The following is a 17636-nucleotide window of genomic DNA, read 5'->3' as shown; positions in this document are numbered from 1 at the left end:
CAATTGCATACTTATGGAGAAAAAGTGAAACTTTCCTTTCAATCCTTGCCTTTTCCTTTCTTCACTTAGCTGAGAAATCGTTTAGGATATTGACGGCGTGTATCTTTACTTTTGAAACCCTTGTCTTCTTTTACAGATCGTCAGCCAGCCGAAGATAGTCAAGCTGATGGCTCATTATACGTACAAGTACGGGCTGTAGAGCATCAAGATTTGAGCGATGTTGCGGAAATCCTCTGTGATAGCTTTCACTCTAAAGAAGGAACGTTTGGATGGGCTTATCCTTTACTACGTTTAGGTATTTATGAGGATTTGCGTAGTCGCTTGCAAAATTCAGCGCCCCATCATGTTTGTTTGGTAGCAACGTATGGTTCTGCTCAAGTAAATAATTTGGCTCATTCCTATGTCTGTAGTCCTTCAACCCTAGCTGGAACCGTAGAAATGGCGGTGCGCCCTACCACTGGATTGTGGGGAGGCAATAAATACCCGTATTTATCAAATTTAGCAGTCCATTCGCGCGATCGCCGACGCGGTATTGGCGAACAATTACTCCTAACTTGCGAACGTACTGCCCTAGAATGGGGATTTCATGACATATACTTGCACGTTCTAGAAAATAACTATCAAGCACGACAGCTTTATTTCAAACTAGGCTATCAGTTGCATCAAATAGATGCTGGTTGGAGTAGTTGGTTATGGGGACGACCGAGGCAAATATTATTACATAAATGCTTGAAGTAAGCGATCGCGTTTAATAGGATTGCAAGTAAATTAACCAATGTTTTCAACTAATATAGCTATAAATTATATCTGTAATATTTGCTATCTACTTTTCATTTAGGTAGCTTTTTTTACACGAATTAACATTATTAGAGCTTGATTTTCACTTAAATATTAGTATTAATTGCTACTAAAGTTATACAGTATTGTTTTTGTTAACAAATGTAAAATCAATGCGCTCAAACTATTTGTGTAGGTATTTTATTTTACTTTACGAAAGGTTTACATTCTTATTAACTAATCTTTATTAAGGCTTCAAGTTTTAGGAATGTTGTTTGAGAATTAGTCCAGCTAAATGCAATAAAATATAGTTACCTTTGTTTCTATTCAAAGACTAATCTTGTTTTTATTAACTCGATTGTCATAGTACCAATATATGAAGGAAAAGCAAAACTTTTGTTTTGCTTTCGGTTGTTCGTAGTGCATAAACTCACAGGAAACCCAATGGATAGCGAAAACTATCAGCGCTATCAAGCCGCCATAGCATTAGCTGATTTTGCCGCCCAAGGTACTCGGAGCGCTAGTTCTGTGGGCGCTAGTGAAATGACCAACCCTAGTAAAGAAAAAAATGCTCCAGAAATTGTGAAAATGCTGCACAGCGGACAAGTGCTAGTAGTGAACAGTCGTCGTCGCAATGGCTTGATTCTCTACAAAGATTTTCATGCAGAATTTGCTGGACCTGGGGCAGCAGTTGGCAGTATCTACGACCAAGATTGTAAATTAGCTTTGCCAGTAGGTAATCTTTCTTTACTATCTCCTGAATCTCATGAAGAAAGGCAAAAAGCGTATTTGATTAGGCGACAGTGGATTCGCCTGCTGAAGCAAATAACCGAAAAACCCGTACCCCAGCAGCGCGTACAGAAAATTTTAGAACAGTTTGAGCAATATTTCGACGCGGAGACTGTAGCCCAATTACCTGATGAGGCATTTGCACTATTAGTAGGTGTATTACCGCAAACAGTTAATGCAGTACGCCGTTCTTACAATTTGAATCAGAAAAAATAATGCGTGGGCGATGTGGGATTGTCGTCGCAAACAAACGTGGGATTGCCATCGGTGTAGAGACGTAGCAATGCTACGTCTCTACGGGTACGTACGGGTACGTCATTTATATCAACGATAATTTTTCAATGCCGTTTGTAGGCGTTCTATCGTTCTGTGATTTTCTTGGGGACTACCGACAGTAATTCGCAATCCACCGCTAACGTAACGAACCAAAGTACCGTTAGACATTAATTGGGCGTGGATATGACTTAATTGTTCTTCTGCTAGCCCAAAACTGGGGTTCAGGCGTACGAAGATAAAATTAGCTGCACTTTCCCAGAATTGTAATTCAGGCTGTTGAGTTAAAGCTTGAGTTAATTTAGCCTTCTCATCTAAAATTTGGGGAACAACATTGAGTAACTGTTGGCGGTTTTGCAGCACAATTAAAGCCGCAGCTAAAGAAAAGCTAGGAATATTATAGGGCAAGCGAATTTTTTCTAAAGCAGCGATCGCATCTATGTGTCCAATAGCATAACCGACGCGATGGGCGGCAAGTCTAAAGGCTTTAGAAAATGTCCTCAATACTATCCAGTTAGGACGCTTTGATAATTCACCTAATACAGTATTTTGACTAAATTCAAAATAAGCTTCGTCAACTACTACTAAAATATGTTCTGGTAAACTCCTTAGCCATGATAGTTCTTGGCTAGTTAAAGCATTCCCTGTAGGCGAATTGGGATGAACGACAAACACGACGCGGATAGGCGGGTTAGTAGTCTGAGCGATCGCTTTATTGGCAGCAGCTATATCTAGAGAAAAATCAACAAGCGATCGCTCTACGGTAACGACAGGAATACCTAAAGCTTGCGCCAAAACTGCGTACATACTAAAGGTAGGATTGGCAACCAAAACTGTACCTTCTTTACCCGCACAAGTAGCAATTAAAATCGAGCGGATAATTTCATCTGAACCATTACCTACAGAGATATTATCAGTAGTAATATTTGTAGCTGCTGACTCGCTAACGTACTTAGCGATCGCAGCTTTTAAGTGTTCGTGTGTCCCATCGGGATAGCGATTGTTTTCTAGAATTTCTTGATAAGTCCAAGCTAGCTTTTGTCTGATGTCGCTAGGCAAATCGTAGGGATTTTCATTGGTATCTAAGCGATCGATTGTAGAGGTTACAGGTGCGCTATTCGTACTGCCAGGGTGGGCTTTGTAAGCGCGGATATCATCTAAGTCCGAACGAATGAATGGAAGCATTTTAATATAACTGACAAAAAACTTGAATTTGCTGCCAAATGTCTACCATGACATCGCCTAACGCATGGTCGCTATTTAATTCAACTAACTTAACTTGTGGATGCGACTTAGCAAAATTACGGCTAGCCTCAATGGGGATAACTTCATCGCCAACGCCATGCAGAATCAAAGTTGGAACAGCACGTAATAGCCGATCTTGGTAGTTAGCAGCATCTAAGAGGAAATTGTAACTAAGAGGAAGCGATCGCCCCTCACCGTAGTGATAGATCGGCAAATATTGCTCTAATTGCCATTGCTTTAGCTTGTCTGCGCCTAATTGCTGCAACCAGTGAGATAGAAACTCAAATGCAGGTGCTAGCAGTACCAAGCGCTGAACTTGCAAGTATTTTTCTGCTAGCCAAGCTGCCGTTAAACCACCTAAACTAGAGCCGATGAGAGTTACAGGCGCAGAATTTGCGGGAAATTCTGCCGCTATTTGCAGAATTTGGCGCGTAATGGAAAGTTGCGAAAAATCGCCTTGATTTAGATCGGGTGTTTTTAAGTCAATGCCTAGTTCTGCAAAGTGATCGCGCAAATACCTAGCTTTGGTAGAACTAGGACTAGAAGCAAAACCGTGAAGATAAATATAATCCACCTGTTAGCGCAGGGTAACGAATTCTTCGGCTGTAGATGGGTGAATGCCTACAGTAGCATCGAAGTCTTTTTTGGTTGCGCCCATATTAACAGCGATCGCTACGCCTTGAATTACTTCGGCTGAGTTTTCGCCTACCATGTGAGCGCCTAAAACTTTATCGGTTTTAGCATCTATTACTAACTTCACCATTGTTTTTTCATCTTGTCCGGTGAGACTGTGAAATAACGGGCGGAAACGGGCGCGATAGCACTTGATATCGTCACCATATTGTTTTTGGGCATCATCTTCGCTCATGCCTACAGTCGCGGCTTCAGGCGTTGAAAATACTGCAGAGGGGACATTTTCATGACTGAGCGATCGCCGATTGTTACCAAATTCGGTATCAGCAAACGCTCTACCTTCGCCAATTGCTACGGGAGTGAGGTTTATTCTATCTGTACAATCGCCTACAGCGAAGATATTTGGCTGGGAAGTTTGGCTAAATTCATTGACAGCGATCGCGCTTCTGGTACTATAGCCAAGTCCATCGACGTGACTAGAAATAACTTCAACTCCGACGTTTTCTAAACCTAATCCCTCTAAATAAGGATCTCTTCCGGTTGCAGCTAGGAAAGTATCAGCAATTATAGGTTCTTCTTGCTCGCCAGCTAAAGTTAGCTTTAATCCTTCTGCTACCTTTTCTACTTGCTTGACTACAGTGTTAGTTAAAATTTTGACACCATGATGGCTCATGCCATGTTGAATCTCGTTACGGATATCGCGATCGAACCCGCGTAAAATCAAATCGCCACGAATAATTTGCGTAACTTCACAACCCAAACCTCTCATAATCGAGGCAAATTCTACGCCAATGTAGCCAGCGCCAATAATTGCAATATGCTTGGGTTTTTCTGGTAAGTGGAACATCTCGTTAGATGTAATTGCTAGATCCATACCTGGTAAATTGGGTTTAACAGGACGACCGCCTACAGCAATTAAAATTTTGTCAGCAGTAACTTTGCGCCCGTCAACTTCTATAGTGTGAGGATCTAACAAAGTAGCGCGACTGGGAATAAGTTCTACGCCAGCTTTTTCTAAAAAATTGATATGCAAATTTGATAATCGTCGGACTTCATTATCTACAACCTTAACTAGATGCTGCCAATCTAGCTGGCGATCGCCCACTTGCCAACCGTATCCTGCTGCACCATCAATTAGTTGGGGAAAGTGAGAACTGTAAACCATTAATTTTTTGGGAATGCAGCCGCGCACAACACAAGTACCGCCGACTAAATCTTGTTCGGCGATCGCCACTTTCGCCCCATAGCTAGCGGCGCGTTTAGAGGCTGCCAAACCCCCAGAACCCGCACCAATTACAAAAAGATCGTAATCAAACGTCATGACTTACCTGATACCCCTTATAGCTGCATTTGAGTTCAATCTAGCACTAGAAACTCTTCTCCTGTGGTCGGGTGGATGCCAATTGTCGCATCAAAATCGTGTTTAGTTATGCCCTTTTTGATGGCTACAGCCAGAGATTGAATAATATCAGCAGCGCGTTCTCCTACCATGTGAGCGCCTAAAACGCGATCGCTACTACCATCTACAACCAACTTCATCATCGTGCAATCTTCTCGCTCTGTCATGCTTTCAAATAATGCCTCAAACTCAGTGCGATGACATTGAACGCTTGCAAACTTTTCTTTGGCTTTCGCCTCGCTCATACCCACGCTAGCGGCTTCTGGACGCGCAAATACAGCCGAGGGGACGCAATTGTAATCTAGCTTGACAGAACTGCTGTCAAAAATTGTTTTAGCAACAGCTTTACCTTCTGCTCTAGCAACGGGAGTTAGAGGAATGCGGCTAGTACAATCGCCAATTGCAAATATATTATCTTGAGTAGTGCGACTGTATTCATCTACTTGCACAGCACCTTTTTCGGTAATTTCTACCCCTGCATTTTCTAAACCGAGATTTTTGGTTTTGGGGCTTCTACCAGTAGCAAACAAGATAGTATCTACAGTAATTGTTTTGCGATCGCCTGATAAAGTTAACTGCAATCCTCGATCGGTTTTCTCAATCTCTTCGGCTGTAGTTTTGCCAAGAAACTTTATTCCCCTTTTCATTAGCCCTGATTGTACGCCAGAGCGAATATCGCCATCAAAGCCCGATAGAATCAACTCGTCGTTATCCATCAAGGTAACTTCAACGCCAAAAGCATTCATCATGCTAGAAAATTCCACGCCGATATAGCCGCCGCCAACAATTGCTAAACGTTTGGGTAATTGTTCTAGCAGAAACATCTCGCGGGAGGTAATGGCGTACTCTGCACCTGGTATATCTAGTTTTATCGCTTCTCCACCTACAGCGATAATAATTTTGTCTGCTGTAATTTTGCGATCGCTAATTTCTACAGTATGCGCGTCGACGAAAGTTGCTTTACCTTGGAGCATTTCTACTCCGGTTGCTTGTAACTTTTGCAAGTATGACTGCTGGCGCTTGGCAATCTGCTGGTGTACTGATTGAATAAAACGTCCCCAGTCAAAATTACCTTGAATGTTATCCCATCCATAACTAGATGCAACTTGGTTTTGCAAGGCAAAATCAGCAGCATAGACAATAAATTTTTTAGGAATGCAACCGCGATTGATACAAGTACCGCCAAAATCTTCTTGTTCGACAACGCCGACGCGCTTCCCATAGGTGACAGCTTGTTTGCAAGCTGCTATTCCTGCTGAACCCGAACCAATTACAAATAGATCGTAGTCAAATGTCATGAGTATAGATGCAAATATTTCTAGCTCAAAAAAGCGGATAATTTGCATCTTGGCTCTAGAAGCTAGATTTAGGGAACGTCCGCATGGTGGATTTATTTAGTTTTTGCTACTAATCCCAAATCTTGCAAAATACTTTTGGTAATAGCCACTCTAGCTTTAGCATCCTCTGGTTTAGCGATATCCATGTTAATAGCAAAGAAATAGACATCACTACCGCGTTCTAAGTAGCCTACATACCAACCAACTTGTTTTTGCCAGCCTGTTTTACCTCTTAGCACGTAATCGCTGGTTTTTTCGTTGATAATAATATTTTTGACGATCGCCATCGAACGTTCAGAGAAAGGTAACTTATTTTGTTGCAACTTCACCAAAAAATCTATTTGCTCTTTAGGGGTGATTCTCAAACCTCCATCTAGCCAAAAGCGATCGATGCCGCCGCTAATATCTCGATTACCATAATTTGCTAGATTGATATAGCGTTGCATCCTCTGTTGACCGATACGCCTTGCTAGTTCTTGGTAAAACCAAACAACAGAGTCTTTAATTGCAGTTCTCATTGTCTGGTCTTTATTCCAAACTGGAAATTCTCTTTTTACGCCATCCCATTTGATAACCTCATTTTCATCTGCTATTGCGCCAGTTTCCAGGGCGATTAGGGAGTTAAGAATTTTGTAAGTAGAAGCAGGAACGACGCGAGAGTTAGCGCTTTGACGATTATAGACAAGATATAGATTTTGTTTGCGGTTATACAGTAGAAAAGTACCTTTGACACCTGCTTTTTGAAAATATTTAGCAAAATCTGGGCGTTCTTGCCAGGTACTTTTTGTCTGCTGAGTAAGTAAAACTTGAGTAGGTGAAGCTGTAGCGATGGTCGCAGGGCGAACCGCCTTCGGCATCGCAGATGGTAGCAAAATAAGACAAGCTGATGCGATCGCAATCCCACGAAGTAAAGACATTTAACTACCTCTGCAATTTAGTCGTTTACCTAGTAGAAATTTATCGGTCTATAGTTCCCGCAGATTTTAGCAAGGTAGCTGCTAAGTCTATAGCTTGAATAGGTGTAGAGATTTTACCTTCAATTTGGGCGATCGCAATTTTATTCAACAATTCTCCCACCAAAGGGCTAGGAGCTATTTGCAATGCTTGCATCAGGTCTTTACCATTTACAAGTAACTGTGGATGAGCAACTGGATCTGTGGGGTTGAGATAGCGATCTGTTAACGGGGTTAAGTCTGCTTTTGACATCCCATTTGCTGCTGCTAGCACCGCTAAGGCGGGGAAAACTACTCCAGCTTGACGAAATAACAAATATTGCTCTTTTAAGCTCAGATCGCCTGCTGTAGCTTGTAATTGTGGCAGTAGTTTCAACACAGTTGTTACAGCACGAATTTCGGCGCGGCTGTAGGTTAGTTGTTGTAGTTCAATTTCTGCTAATTCAATGCTATGAGTAACTAAACACGCTAATTTAGCAATGCCTAACCAAGTAGTTTTGATCGTGTCGCTCAAAGGTTGCGATAATGGCAGTTGCTTGAGAGTAATTGCACTTGCATCTATTAGAGCTAATTTAGATAAATGCGATCGCTCGGTATTAGCAAACCAAGTTTTTAGCAATCCATCTTGCCAAGCACTTATCAACCCTCGACTACCCATAGAACTATTTAACAAGTAGCCAAGTTCTACTCGTACTCTTTCCGCCGCTATATTACTCAGTAAAGGTGCAAAATTAACAATAGCTGCTTGAGTTTCTGCTTCAATTTCAAACCCAAGTTGAGCAGCTTGGCGATAAGCTCGTAGTAGTCTTAAAGGATCGTCTTGTAAATTTGCAGGCGATACCATACGGATAATGCGCTGCTGCAAATCGTTACATCCTTTTAGGGGATCGATAAATTCTTGAGTATGGGGACTATAAGCGATCGCATTAATTGTAAAATCTCGTCTATGCAAGTCATCTATTAGCCTTTCCCCTTGCTGCTGGGCAAAATCTACCGTAGCTTGCTTGAATACAACTCTAGCAATTTGGCGATCGCTATCTAATAAAACAAAACCAGCCTTATAGTGACTAGCGATTTTTCTGGCTACTTGTACTGCTACATCTGGTAGAACAAAATCCAAATCTAAATATTCAGATTCGCGCTTTAAGATTGCATCGCGTACCGCACCACCTACCAAATAAGCATTTTGGGGTATCCACGCTAAGTCAAAACACCAAGTTTCGGGAGATAATGCAGAAAGAGACATAAATAGCCATCAACTAACTGTCAATTGAGCTAGATTAGCAGAAAAGCCTTTGGAGACAGATTTATGTGTATTTGCGTAAACTGCCATTATGTAGATCGCTGCATCACCTACAATGCAGTAGAACACCAGCACCAACAGCCGCACCTGAGCGAAACACCTGATTTTGAACCAAACGAACCATCAATCAATGTGAACATCCGCACAACTGAAGATGAAATTCAAATGGAGTGGGATGTTGTTGGTTGCTTGAGTTTTAAGCAAGAAAATGGCAAATGGGCAAAATTACGCCCAGGCGAATTAGTGCCAACATGAAGTAAGAGGGTATGGAGAATTTGACAAATAAATACGCTCTTGCCCTACATACTACTAGCCCAGAACTTGGTTTAGCACTGAGCAACTTCGCGGGTGACTCGCGTTCTCAGGTATGGGGTTTAGGGCGATCGCTTTCTACTCATTTACACTATCATTTAGCAGCATTTCTCCAGCCCCAAACTTGGGCAGATTTAGCCTTTATTGCTGTAGCTAAAGGTCCTGGAAGCTATACTAGCACTCGGATGGGGGTAGTTACAGCGAGGACATTGGCGCAACAGTTGGATGTACCTTTATTTGCTATATCTAGTTTAGAAGCGATCGCCCACTCAGAAAAAAGCCAAGCAGAAATACTAGCAATTCAACTACCAGCACAAAGCGATCGTGTATATGCAGCAATTTACCAAGTTACTGCTGGTAATAGCGTAACTCCATTGTTGCCAGACAGCGTAATGACAATAGACGCATGGCAAAATACCTTAGAAATTTGGCATACACCTTATAAATTAATCCAACCTGAAAGTGGGTTAGGTAAAACAGTCACCAGCGTTTTAGAGCTTGCATATTTAAATTGGCAACAAGGTAAACTTCCTACATGGACAGAAGCATTACCCTTCTACGGACAACACCCAGTTGAGTTGTAAGAAGATCGGCTGTTACGTTGACACTGAACTCCCCATTTAATGAATGCGAGGGCGATCATTATCGCTTGCCTGAACTTCGCCAAGAACTTCAGTTGATTGCAGCAAATCTTGTCAATGCTAAAAAAGTAAGATCGTTGATGAAAGAGGAATGGTGGCTAGATTGGACGGTCAGCCTGAGTGGAGAATTTGTAGATGTATTATGGGCGCGGCTGCAAGTATTTGATGATTTACAGGCTGAAGTTTTTGATTCGGATGGAAGAACTATCTATTGCGAGGATGAAGCAGCGGCGGCGATTGAACTGATGGAAGATGAGTATGGTCGATTTGAAAGTTTAGACACTGAAGATGAGCAAGAACTAGGGATTGATTTGAATCGTCTGCAACCACCCAGTGTCAACAAGAAAGAAGATTTACGAATTTTGATGAATAGACCTCCTGCGTGAATAATCTTTTGCCCCCCTAGCCCCCCAATTTTGGGGGGAACCGGATTTAAAGTCCCCCAAAGTTGGGGGATTTAGGGGGCTTTCTTTGATTCGCGCAAGAGGTCTAATGTTCGATTTCAGCGTCAACTATAGTTTGATAGCGATCGCTCATAGTGAATTCTGAGCATAGGGCTTGTATTTTAGTCATAGCAACCTTCAAACTTGTCGGTTAAACGTTTCGATCCGATTTTAGGAGTTGACTAAGCTTGTGCGCTGCTCGATGAGAATTGAGGGGCGACCAAAGGGATTACGTTGCTCCAGCTTGGAGGGTTGGTTCTTCCTCTTTCGCTAACTCCGCAATTAGAAATTGCATAACTTTCAATTTTTCTGCACGAGGTAATTCTCTCAGCCTTGGAAATAAATCTGCTGTAGTCATAAGACAGAGAAAAATGGGTGACTTCTTTATGTTCTCATAGCCACCTCAACATCATAATCTTCTGATTTTTTCCTACATTTAAACTTCAGTACACTAATGCAACTTTATTATATCAGATATGATATAAAAGAAGTATGGACAAAGATGATAAACCCTTGATTTGGTTACGTGGTGAGGTCAAAACTCCACCTTTTAGCCAGGAAGCGCGTATTGAAGCAGGTTTTCTGCTGAGACGCTTACAGCAAGGCGATAACCTAGAATTACCCCACTCACGACCAATGCCAAGTGTAGGAGCGCATTGTCATGAATTACGAATCCGAGATGTGGATAAAAATTGGCGAATTGTTTATCGAATCGATAGCGATGCCATTTTAATTCTTGATGTGTTTGATAAGACTACACGAACAACACCTACTCAAGTTATTGAAAACTGTAAAAAGCGATTGAGTAAGTACGATAAAGATATACAGGATTAGTTATGGACAGATTGAAAAAAGAACGTTTAGAAGCAAAAGGCTGGAATATAGGTACAGTTTCAGAATTTCTAGAGTTAACGCCAGAAGAAAACATCCTGATTGAAATCAAATTAGCTCTTAGTCGCAGCTTAAAAGCAAGACGACAAAAATTAATGACCCAAGTTGAACTAGCAAAGAAAATTCAGTCTAGCCAACCACGTATTGCTAATGCAGAAAATGGCGATGCTTCAGTTTCGATTGAGTTATTAATCCGAGCAATGCTAGCAACAGGCGCAACTCCTCAAGACATAGGTAAAGTTATAGCGGAAGTTGGATAAATATCTGAAATATCATAATCAACATAAGGCTTATTCAGCATTTAACGTTCAACAAGTAGAGATGTATCTACAACTTACAGTTTACTCAAGTAGTGAATCAATAAATGATTCAAGCTCGGATATGGAATACTCTTTTTGTCCCTTATTGTTTAAAGTGTTTAAAAACTTAGATGAAATCGCTGCAAAGCAGTACGTGGTTGGTATTGAAGTTGCAAATTCTTTCACTGCTTTCTACGCTCTGCTTTCGGTAATTCGTAACTCTTACTGCGAAACTTTAGTAGTTGGTACTCATACTCAGCCTCTAAACGCACGTAAATATTTGAGTCTTGGCGCAACTCCTCGACTAATTTGCATTTATGCTGATATAGTTCATCTTCTTCTGTCGGTTGGTCGCCATTAAATTCATGTAAGATGTCTAGAACTGCCCAACGAGTTGCATAAACTGGGCTAGATATCATTGATTCAAGCAGTTCCCAAAAGTTATCGGCTCCAAGCCATCCCATCTCTCCCATTAATCTAGGTAGTGCAAAAGGAGCAATATCTCGCAGCTTAAAAAAAGCTTGATTGATGGCATCAACGCTATTGTAACTACAAGTTTTCCCTAAAGTGTAAACGGATTGAGTACAAATATAGTGGTTTAGAGAAAAAACCATTTGCTCAAGTGTTTTAACAACTAGAGAGTTTGGGTATTGCTCCCCAAATTCTGCACATTGCGGATGATGAGAACCAGCCATTACCAAGTCTGTAATGAAAAGCATAGTTAAACCGACAGTCTCGTTATCCCCAGACTGGAGAAGTAAACTAACTATATTGCAAAATTTCGATAACGGCATGGAAGTAGCGATCGCACCCAGGTAATCAGCATCGTGAAGATGAGATAAATATTTGAAAATACTGGCTTTAACTACTTCTATCTCAGTTGACATTGCTTATAAACACTATCTTTAATGAATGGTTGACGTTGTGCCAAAACATCTAGCAACACATTGCTGTCAAACAACACCCGCTTCAACTATATTTCTCCTCTAAATAATCCACATATGATTCTGTGGAATCTTTGGTTCCTACCTGAATTGCACCGAGTAAACTTTGAGTCCAAGGATCGAGGTCTGTTAAAGGTTTTACGGTTGCATCTAAAGAATTAGCCGATCGCGTTTCTTGTTGAATCGATGTTAGTACAGACTCAACCAAACGCCAGCGATCGCCAATTGGTAGTTGTAATGCCTGCTTTTGCACTTCTTGCAACGACATCAGCATTTTCTTGCCTAAAGCTGTCTTTCTTTTAATTGTATTTTGCTAGTGCTTTAATTAACGAGATCGCATTCTTGAAAATCGTCAACTTCTGCTAGTAAGGGCGATCGCTAGCCGCTCTAATTGTTCTCGATACTCGATTCTGGAAACCCAGTCTTCTGACCAAGCGCTCATGCCTAAATATGCTCCCGCGAACGCTCCTGTTAGACAAGCGATTGAATCTGAGTCTCCTGATGTGGTTGCTGCTCTTTGCAATGCTTTTTTGGGGCGATCGCTGTACAACAGAAAACACAGTAGTCCTGTAACTAATGCTTCCTCTGCTACCCAACCTGCTCCGGTTGCTAAACATGGATCTGCATCGTAGTCAGGAGATTGTAAAGCTGCATCTAGCCGATCTAATACATTTAAAACTTCATCCCAACCACGAGCTATAAATTGTTGAGACGATTCTACTGCTGGTCTTTGCCACAGAGTACCCAGCCATTGCGCGTGATAAATGTGCCGTTGTGAGATGGCGTATTCGCGCAAATCTTTGCTAAAAGTGTTGAGATTGCTTTGGTTCAGCAGATATTTTGTTGCCCAAGCAGTTAGGTTAGACGCGGCTAAAGCAGTTGGATGCCCGTGTGTGAGTGCAGCTTGGAATTGAGCGATCGCAGCGCAAGTTTCATCTGCTAAATTGCTACCGTTTACCTGCAATAATCCCACTGGTGTCACGCGCATATTAGCGCCGCAACCTTTTGAGTTCTTGACTGTTGCCTCTACCCATTGTTTGCCTACTTCTAGTGCTTCGCAAGCTGTTAGACAAGTCATACCTGGAGCGCGATTGTTGTCAGGAGAGTTGAGCCACTCAATAAAGGAATGACGTAAAGCACTCTCTAGGCATTCTGGTGTTAACGAATTAGCTTTACATGAGATTAAAGCATTAGCAACAGCGATCGCCATTTGGGTATCGTCAGTCACGCAAGCGGGATCGCCTTCTAGGTCAAGCGGACCGTAAATAGACCATCTACTAATAATCTCATCAATAGACATAAACTCTGTCGGTGCGCCGTAAGCATCACCGAAGGCAAGACCGAATAGACTTCCTTTGACTTTATCTTCAACTGTCATGAATAACTCTAACTACCTTCTGACGCTACGCGGATCTAAAGCATCCCTTAAACCATCACCCAACAAATTAAAAGCTAATACTGTCAAAATAATCAGTAACGCTGGGGGCCATACTAACCAAGGTTGCAGTACCAAAATAGAAGCATTGGTAGCTAGCGAGAGCATATTACCCCAAGAAGGATCGGGCTGCTGAATCCCTAACCCAATCAAACTTAGTACCGACTCCGCTACGATAAAGCTAGGTACTGCTAAAGTTGCCGAGATAATAATATAACTTGCGGTCTGAGGCAAAACGTGTCGCAGGATAATGTAAAATGAATCGCCACCCATAGCTTTTGCCGCTTGGACAAATTCTCGCTCTTTAATTGATAGCACTTGTCCGCGAATTACTCGCGCTAACCCTGCCCACGATACAAAAGATGTAATTAAGACAATTAAGGCAAATTTTGTGCTACTGGTTAATCCTGGTGGTAAAACTGCAGCTAGGGCAACTAAAAGATATAAAGTAGGAATCGTCATCACCACTTCTACCAAGCGCATGATTATACTATCTGTCCACTTGCCAAAGTAGCCGGAAATACCGCCGACAATCATTCCCAAGGGAAAAGTTATGGCAATTCCCAGTAAACCAATACTCAGACTAATCCTGCCACCAAATAACAACCGCGTAAATTGATCGCGTCCTTGTTCGTCAGTACCTAATAAATTAAACCTTGCTGCTCCTGTCGTGCCAAATAAATGCAAATTTGCGGGAATACCGCTAAATATCTCCACATCATCAAATGTCGGCGGCAAAGGCAAACTTAGCTTAAATAGTTGGTAAGGCGAACCTTGAACGAATAAACTTAAGCCAGCAGGTTTTTGGCGATCTACAATTAATTTGCGATCGCCTGTTGCTAATTCTGTTTGCCCTTGAGTTGTAGGATAAACGTGAGGTCCTACAAATTGCCCTGCTTGGTTGCGCCAGTAAACTTGTGTTGGTGGCAAAAGCGAACCATTTGCTTGCGAGTCGTAAGGATCGTAAGGGGCAACAAAATCCGCTGCAATTACCGCTAGATAAAATATCAGTAGCAATATTGCGCCAAATCGGGCTAAGGGATTTTTTTTCAGTCGTTGCCACCAGTTCATTTACATCTTTCCTACTCAGTGCAATAGAAATAGATTAGCGCATTTAAAACAGTGACCAGTAACCAGTGACCAGTGACCAGTTATAAATGGTTACTGATTAAGCTTTACCCAACTTGCACGTCGTGTAAGCGAGAATCTACAAAACGATCCATCCACTTTTCTAAATACGCTTGATTTGCTTGAATATGGTCTGGATCGGTAGAATCTAACGGATGAGGTGCTAGTCCTAAAATTGTTGCTGTAGTTACGCAGAACATTGATTTTTGGAAAGTTTGGCAAATTTTTACTCGCAAGTCATCTTCTCCGCGCAGACTGTTACGATACAACTCGTGTAAATACTCTGGCAAAAAGTGACGCATATCCTGCATCAGCAAAGTAGGGGGAATCCCTGCACCACCGATAGGCAAGGGATCTGCATACAAAGCGCCATAAGTAAAGCGACTTTGATCTGGAGAAATGTAATGCGCTTGGGCGTTGTAGGAAACAGTACCCGAAAAGGGCGTACCGCGAAAGAAGACTGCTTCTACGTAAGGTACAGCTACATCTGGCAAAAATGTCAAGCCCGCAGATTTAGGAATGATGTCATAAGTTTTGTTATTTAAAGTAACCGAGTAAGTAATCGGAATCCCTGCCGCTGCAACCAAACCTGCTTTAATATGTTCGACAACTTCGGCAATAGACACAATCTTACCGCGATCGTAAAGATCGGATAATGTCAGGAAGTTTTCGCTCATTACTCGCCAAAACTGCCCCAATCCGCTGTAATAAGCAAGTTGCCTAATGTGTTCGGGTAAAAAGTCTGGAAACAAGGGATGCAGGCTTTTGAGTAACAAACTTCGCTTAGTTCTAGCTTGAATTGCTTGCTCCGCCCTCTCGGCAAATTCAGGCGTATCTAAATAAGCATCCAAACCCCCACCGCCATGCCACAACATCCCTTTCATGCAGTATTCGGCATACTCAAAATTTATTCTGTCGTGGAACCAGTGGCGCAACAGTTTTTGCGGGGAAACATCGCCGTTGAAATACTTGAAAAAGGGGAAAAATACTAAAAATTGATGTTCGGATATGTATATTAGGTTTTTGTAGTAAGCATCTAACACTACACCGTAGCTTTTGAGGATGCCAACAACTTCTAATACATTTTCCTTGGTATCGGGCAGCAATGCACCCCCAGTTTTGAGCCGCTCGATATATGAGTTTAGGGGGTGATTTGAAGGTTTTAAAACTTTTTTAGTAGTATCAAGCATTACCGAGACTCCTGAGACATAGAGATGGGGGCGACTACTGCTGCTTTTGGGAGAATAAGATTTGCAGTTGTCGTTTCGCTCCAGCGTGTCATCCAATTAGGCTGCAATCCTAAAATAACAATAGATATTGCTAAAATGATAGCTGGCGTGCGATCGAACCATTGTACGGGCGGCAAATTCATCACTTGCTCGGAAAGTCGCCCAAAAAAGACGCGATTTACTAACAATAGGAAGTAAACGGCTGTTAAACCAGTTCCTACCATGCAAAGTAGAGTTTGAACTGGGAAAGTGGGGAAACTGCTGCGAAAAACTAGAAATTCGCTGATAAATCCCACCATTCCAGGAATACCGGAACTTGCCATTACGCCTAAAACCATTAAGCTACCAATTAAAGGCAAACCTCTTTCGGGATTTAATAAGCCGCGCAAAATACCGATGTCACGAGTACCAGTTTTTTGATAAACCACGCCTACTAACAGAAATAGTAAGGCAGAAATTAGTCCGTGACCGATCATTTGGCACACAGCAGCGACAAGACTTAGAGGTGTAGCCGTTGCCATAGCTAACAATACGTAGCCCATGTGAGCGATCGAACTATAGGCTACCATTTTTTTCATATCCGTTTGGGCGATCGCTGTAAATGCCCCATACAATACGCTAACTGTTGCCCAAGTTGCTAAAGAAGGCGCTAAAACAGCCCAAGCTTCAGGAAACATCCCTAGCCCAAATCTCAATATTCCATAAGTTCCCAACTTCAGAAGTACGCCAGCTAACAATACGGAAACTGGTGTGGAAGCTTCAACGTGAGCATCAGGCAACCAAGTATGAAATGGAACTAGGGGAATTTTGATTCCAAATCCTACCAACAATGCGCCTAGTAAGACAAATTGCTGCGTTAAGGGTAAAGCTTGAGCAAGTAGTGGCTGATAATCAAAGCTACCAGAACCACCAAGCCAAGTTATGCCTAAAAACGCTGCCAAAATCAAGATTCCAGATACAGCCGTGTAAATAAGAAACTTTGTTGCTGCATAACCCCGTCTAGCACCTCCCCAAATCGCAATTAGTAAATATAGGGGGATTAGTTCTAGTTCGTAAAATAAGAAAAATAGCAACAAGTTTTGAGATACGAAAGCGCCTACTACTCCAGTATTTAGCAGCAAAACTAAGGCATAATACAACCGAGGTCGGCTGATACCTTTTTCTGTGCTGTAAATAGCAATCCAAGTAAGCAGACTGTTTAAAAATACTAAAGGTAAAGATAAACCATCTAGCCCTATTTGATAGGTCAAACCGATTTGATCTAACCAAGGAATGTTTTCTAAAAACTGCATCTGCGTACCGCCAATCGCGAACTGACTGCCCAATACAAGCGTCCAGATGAGCGAAAAAGAGATTGTTACTAAAGCTACAATTCGGGAACGTTGAGGAGCATTTTCACCTCCAGACCATAACCCGATTACAGCAGCACCTAACACGGGCATCCAGATTAAAATACTGAGCATAAAAGTCAAAAGTCAAAAGTCAAAAGTTAAAAGTCAAAAGTATGATGCTAATCCCACAATGGTTTGAGCTACTTATTTGACCTTTGATTTACAAGCTTTCCTTGGTTAAATAGCATTCAATACCTAAAACTTCTTGAATGCT

19 protein-coding genes are annotated in these 17636 nt (G+C 41.9%); 7 read left to right on the top strand and 12 right to left on the bottom strand.

The window, feature by feature from the left end; translation table 11 throughout:
* Positions 1–120: 120 nt before the first annotated feature.
* The gene (locus UH38_RS01500; protein WP_045053037.1) at positions 121–738 is read left to right on the top strand and encodes a GNAT family N-acetyltransferase; all 618 of its coding nucleotides are present in this window, start codon (positions 121–123) and stop codon (positions 736–738) included.
* A 483-nt stretch (positions 739–1221) separates the two neighbouring features.
* Positions 1222–1782: a hypothetical protein gene (locus tag UH38_RS01495; RefSeq protein WP_045052823.1), complete on the top strand. Its 561-nt coding sequence runs from the start codon at positions 1222–1224 to the stop codon at positions 1780–1782.
* A 108-nt stretch (positions 1783–1890) separates the two neighbouring features.
* Here UH38_RS01495 and UH38_RS01490 read toward each other — a convergent pair whose 3' ends face one another.
* From UH38_RS01490 to UH38_RS01465, 6 genes are all read right to left on the bottom strand, one after another.
* A complete protein-coding gene (locus UH38_RS01490) occupies positions 1891–3024 on the bottom strand; it encodes a histidinol-phosphate transaminase (protein WP_045052822.1) in 1134 nt (377 codons plus the stop codon).
* Position 3025: 1 nt separating this feature from the next.
* On the bottom strand, positions 3026–3658 hold the full coding sequence (locus UH38_RS01485) for a YqiA/YcfP family alpha/beta fold hydrolase (RefSeq protein WP_045052821.1): 633 nt from the start codon (positions 3656–3658) through the stop codon (positions 3026–3028).
* A gap of 3 nt (positions 3659–3661) precedes the next feature.
* A complete protein-coding gene (gene gor, locus UH38_RS01480) occupies positions 3662–5038 on the bottom strand; it encodes a glutathione-disulfide reductase (protein ID WP_045052820.1) in 1377 nt (458 codons plus the stop codon).
* A gap of 35 nt (positions 5039–5073) precedes the next feature.
* The gene (gene gorA / locus UH38_RS01475) at positions 5074–6414 is read right to left on the bottom strand and encodes a glutathione-disulfide reductase (RefSeq protein ID WP_045053036.1); all 1341 of its coding nucleotides are present in this window, start codon (positions 6412–6414) and stop codon (positions 5074–5076) included.
* Positions 6415–6506: 92 nt separating this feature from the next.
* Positions 6507–7370, bottom strand: a complete 864-nt coding sequence (gene blaOXA / locus UH38_RS01470; RefSeq protein WP_045052819.1) for a class D beta-lactamase — start codon at positions 7368–7370, stop codon at positions 6507–6509.
* A gap of 40 nt (positions 7371–7410) precedes the next feature.
* Positions 7411–8652: a CCA tRNA nucleotidyltransferase gene (locus UH38_RS01465; protein WP_045052818.1), complete on the bottom strand. Its 1242-nt coding sequence runs from the start codon at positions 8650–8652 to the stop codon at positions 7411–7413.
* Positions 8653–8715: 63 nt separating this feature from the next.
* Here UH38_RS01465 and UH38_RS01460 point away from each other — a divergent pair, with 63 nt between their 5' ends.
* The 5 genes from UH38_RS01460 to UH38_RS01435 all read left to right on the top strand — a co-directional run bounded on the left by UH38_RS01460 (position 8716) and on the right by UH38_RS01435 (position 11256).
* A complete protein-coding gene (locus tag UH38_RS01460) occupies positions 8716–8964 on the top strand; it encodes a Ycf34 family protein (protein ID WP_045052817.1) in 249 nt (82 codons plus the stop codon).
* 11 nt (positions 8965–8975) lie between these two features.
* Complete coding sequence (gene tsaB, locus UH38_RS01455; protein WP_045052816.1) at positions 8976–9605, top strand: tRNA (adenosine(37)-N6)-threonylcarbamoyltransferase complex dimerization subunit type 1 TsaB; 630 nt, start codon at positions 8976–8978, stop codon at positions 9603–9605.
* 17 nt (positions 9606–9622) lie between these two features.
* A complete protein-coding gene (locus UH38_RS01450; protein WP_045052815.1) occupies positions 9623–10048 on the top strand; it encodes a hypothetical protein in 426 nt (141 codons plus the stop codon).
* Between the two features lie 549 nt (positions 10049–10597).
* Positions 10598–10939, top strand: a complete 342-nt coding sequence (locus UH38_RS01440; RefSeq protein WP_045052814.1) for a type II toxin-antitoxin system RelE/ParE family toxin — start codon at positions 10598–10600, stop codon at positions 10937–10939.
* 2 nt (positions 10940–10941) lie between these two features.
* Positions 10942–11256 (top strand): helix-turn-helix domain-containing protein, encoded by a 315-nt coding sequence (locus tag UH38_RS01435; protein WP_045052813.1) that lies wholly within the window; start codon positions 10942–10944, stop codon positions 11254–11256.
* A gap of 221 nt (positions 11257–11477) precedes the next feature.
* Here UH38_RS01435 and UH38_RS01430 read toward each other — a convergent pair whose 3' ends face one another.
* From UH38_RS01430 to UH38_RS01405, 6 genes are all read right to left on the bottom strand, one after another.
* Positions 11478–12182 carry a hypothetical protein gene (locus tag UH38_RS01430; RefSeq protein WP_045052812.1) on the bottom strand — a complete coding sequence of 235 codons (705 nt, stop codon included), beginning with the start codon at positions 12180–12182 and terminating at the stop codon, positions 11478–11480.
* Between the two features lie 82 nt (positions 12183–12264).
* Positions 12265–12513 carry a hypothetical protein gene (locus UH38_RS01425; protein ID WP_235354996.1) on the bottom strand — a complete coding sequence of 83 codons (249 nt, stop codon included), beginning with the start codon at positions 12511–12513 and terminating at the stop codon, positions 12265–12267.
* 78 nt (positions 12514–12591) lie between these two features.
* The gene (locus UH38_RS01420) at positions 12592–13617 is read right to left on the bottom strand and encodes an ADP-ribosylglycohydrolase family protein (RefSeq protein ID WP_045052810.1); all 1026 of its coding nucleotides are present in this window, start codon (positions 13615–13617) and stop codon (positions 12592–12594) included.
* A gap of 12 nt (positions 13618–13629) precedes the next feature.
* Complete coding sequence (locus UH38_RS01415; protein WP_045052809.1) at positions 13630–14745, bottom strand: ABC transporter permease; 1116 nt, start codon at positions 14743–14745, stop codon at positions 13630–13632.
* A gap of 104 nt (positions 14746–14849) precedes the next feature.
* Complete coding sequence (locus UH38_RS01410) at positions 14850–15992, bottom strand: CO2 hydration protein (RefSeq protein ID WP_045052808.1); 1143 nt, start codon at positions 15990–15992, stop codon at positions 14850–14852.
* Positions 15992–17494 carry an NADH-quinone oxidoreductase subunit M gene (locus tag UH38_RS01405; protein ID WP_045052807.1) on the bottom strand — a complete coding sequence of 501 codons (1503 nt, stop codon included), beginning with the start codon at positions 17492–17494 and terminating at the stop codon, positions 15992–15994. The genes UH38_RS01410 and UH38_RS01405 overlap by 1 nt, the downstream gene beginning before the upstream one ends.
* Between the last annotated feature and the right edge of the window lie 142 nt (positions 17495–17636).

Origin of the sequence: Aliterella atlantica CENA595 (assembly GCF_000952155.1) — a bacterium.
GTDB classification, from domain to species: Bacteria; Cyanobacteriota; Cyanobacteriia; order Cyanobacteriales; family Chroococcidiopsidaceae; genus Aliterella; species Aliterella atlantica.
Note: the sequence above shows the minus strand (reverse complement) of the source record. Positions and strands in the feature narration are given on the sequence as shown.

Excerpts from the sequence above, each read along its gene's own strand:
- UH38_RS01460 (WP_045052817.1), top strand. The coding sequence starts at position 8,716 with ATGTGTATTTGCGTAAACTGCCATTATGTAGATCGCTGCATCACCTAC.
- UH38_RS01410 (WP_045052808.1), bottom strand. The coding sequence starts at position 15,992 with ATGCTTGATACTACTAAAAAAGTTTTAAAACCTTCAAATCACCCCCTA.
- UH38_RS01425 (WP_235354996.1), bottom strand. The coding sequence starts at position 12,513 with ATGCTGATGTCGTTGCAAGAAGTGCAAAAGCAGGCATTACAACTACCA.
- UH38_RS01405 (WP_045052807.1), bottom strand. The coding sequence starts at position 17,494 with ATGCTCAGTATTTTAATCTGGATGCCCGTGTTAGGTGCTGCTGTAATC.
- gor (WP_045052820.1), bottom strand. The coding sequence starts at position 5,038 with ATGACGTTTGATTACGATCTTTTTGTAATTGGTGCGGGTTCTGGGGGT.
- tsaB (WP_045052816.1), top strand. The coding sequence starts at position 8,976 with ATGGAGAATTTGACAAATAAATACGCTCTTGCCCTACATACTACTAGC.
- UH38_RS01415 (WP_045052809.1), bottom strand. The coding sequence starts at position 14,745 with ATGAACTGGTGGCAACGACTGAAAAAAAATCCCTTAGCCCGATTTGGC.
- blaOXA (WP_045052819.1), bottom strand. The coding sequence starts at position 7,370 with ATGTCTTTACTTCGTGGGATTGCGATCGCATCAGCTTGTCTTATTTTG.
- UH38_RS01490 (WP_045052822.1), bottom strand. The coding sequence starts at position 3,024 with ATGCTTCCATTCATTCGTTCGGACTTAGATGATATCCGCGCTTACAAA.
- UH38_RS01465 (WP_045052818.1), bottom strand. The coding sequence starts at position 8,652 with ATGTCTCTTTCTGCATTATCTCCCGAAACTTGGTGTTTTGACTTAGCG.
- UH38_RS01430 (WP_045052812.1), bottom strand. The coding sequence starts at position 12,182 with ATGTCAACTGAGATAGAAGTAGTTAAAGCCAGTATTTTCAAATATTTA.
- UH38_RS01420 (WP_045052810.1), bottom strand. The coding sequence starts at position 13,617 with ATGACAGTTGAAGATAAAGTCAAAGGAAGTCTATTCGGTCTTGCCTTC.
- gorA (WP_045053036.1), bottom strand. The coding sequence starts at position 6,414 with ATGACATTTGACTACGATCTATTTGTAATTGGTTCGGGTTCAGCAGGA.
- UH38_RS01435 (WP_045052813.1), top strand. The coding sequence starts at position 10,942 with ATGGACAGATTGAAAAAAGAACGTTTAGAAGCAAAAGGCTGGAATATA.
- UH38_RS01495 (WP_045052823.1), top strand. The coding sequence starts at position 1,222 with ATGGATAGCGAAAACTATCAGCGCTATCAAGCCGCCATAGCATTAGCT.
- UH38_RS01440 (WP_045052814.1), top strand. The coding sequence starts at position 10,598 with ATGGACAAAGATGATAAACCCTTGATTTGGTTACGTGGTGAGGTCAAA.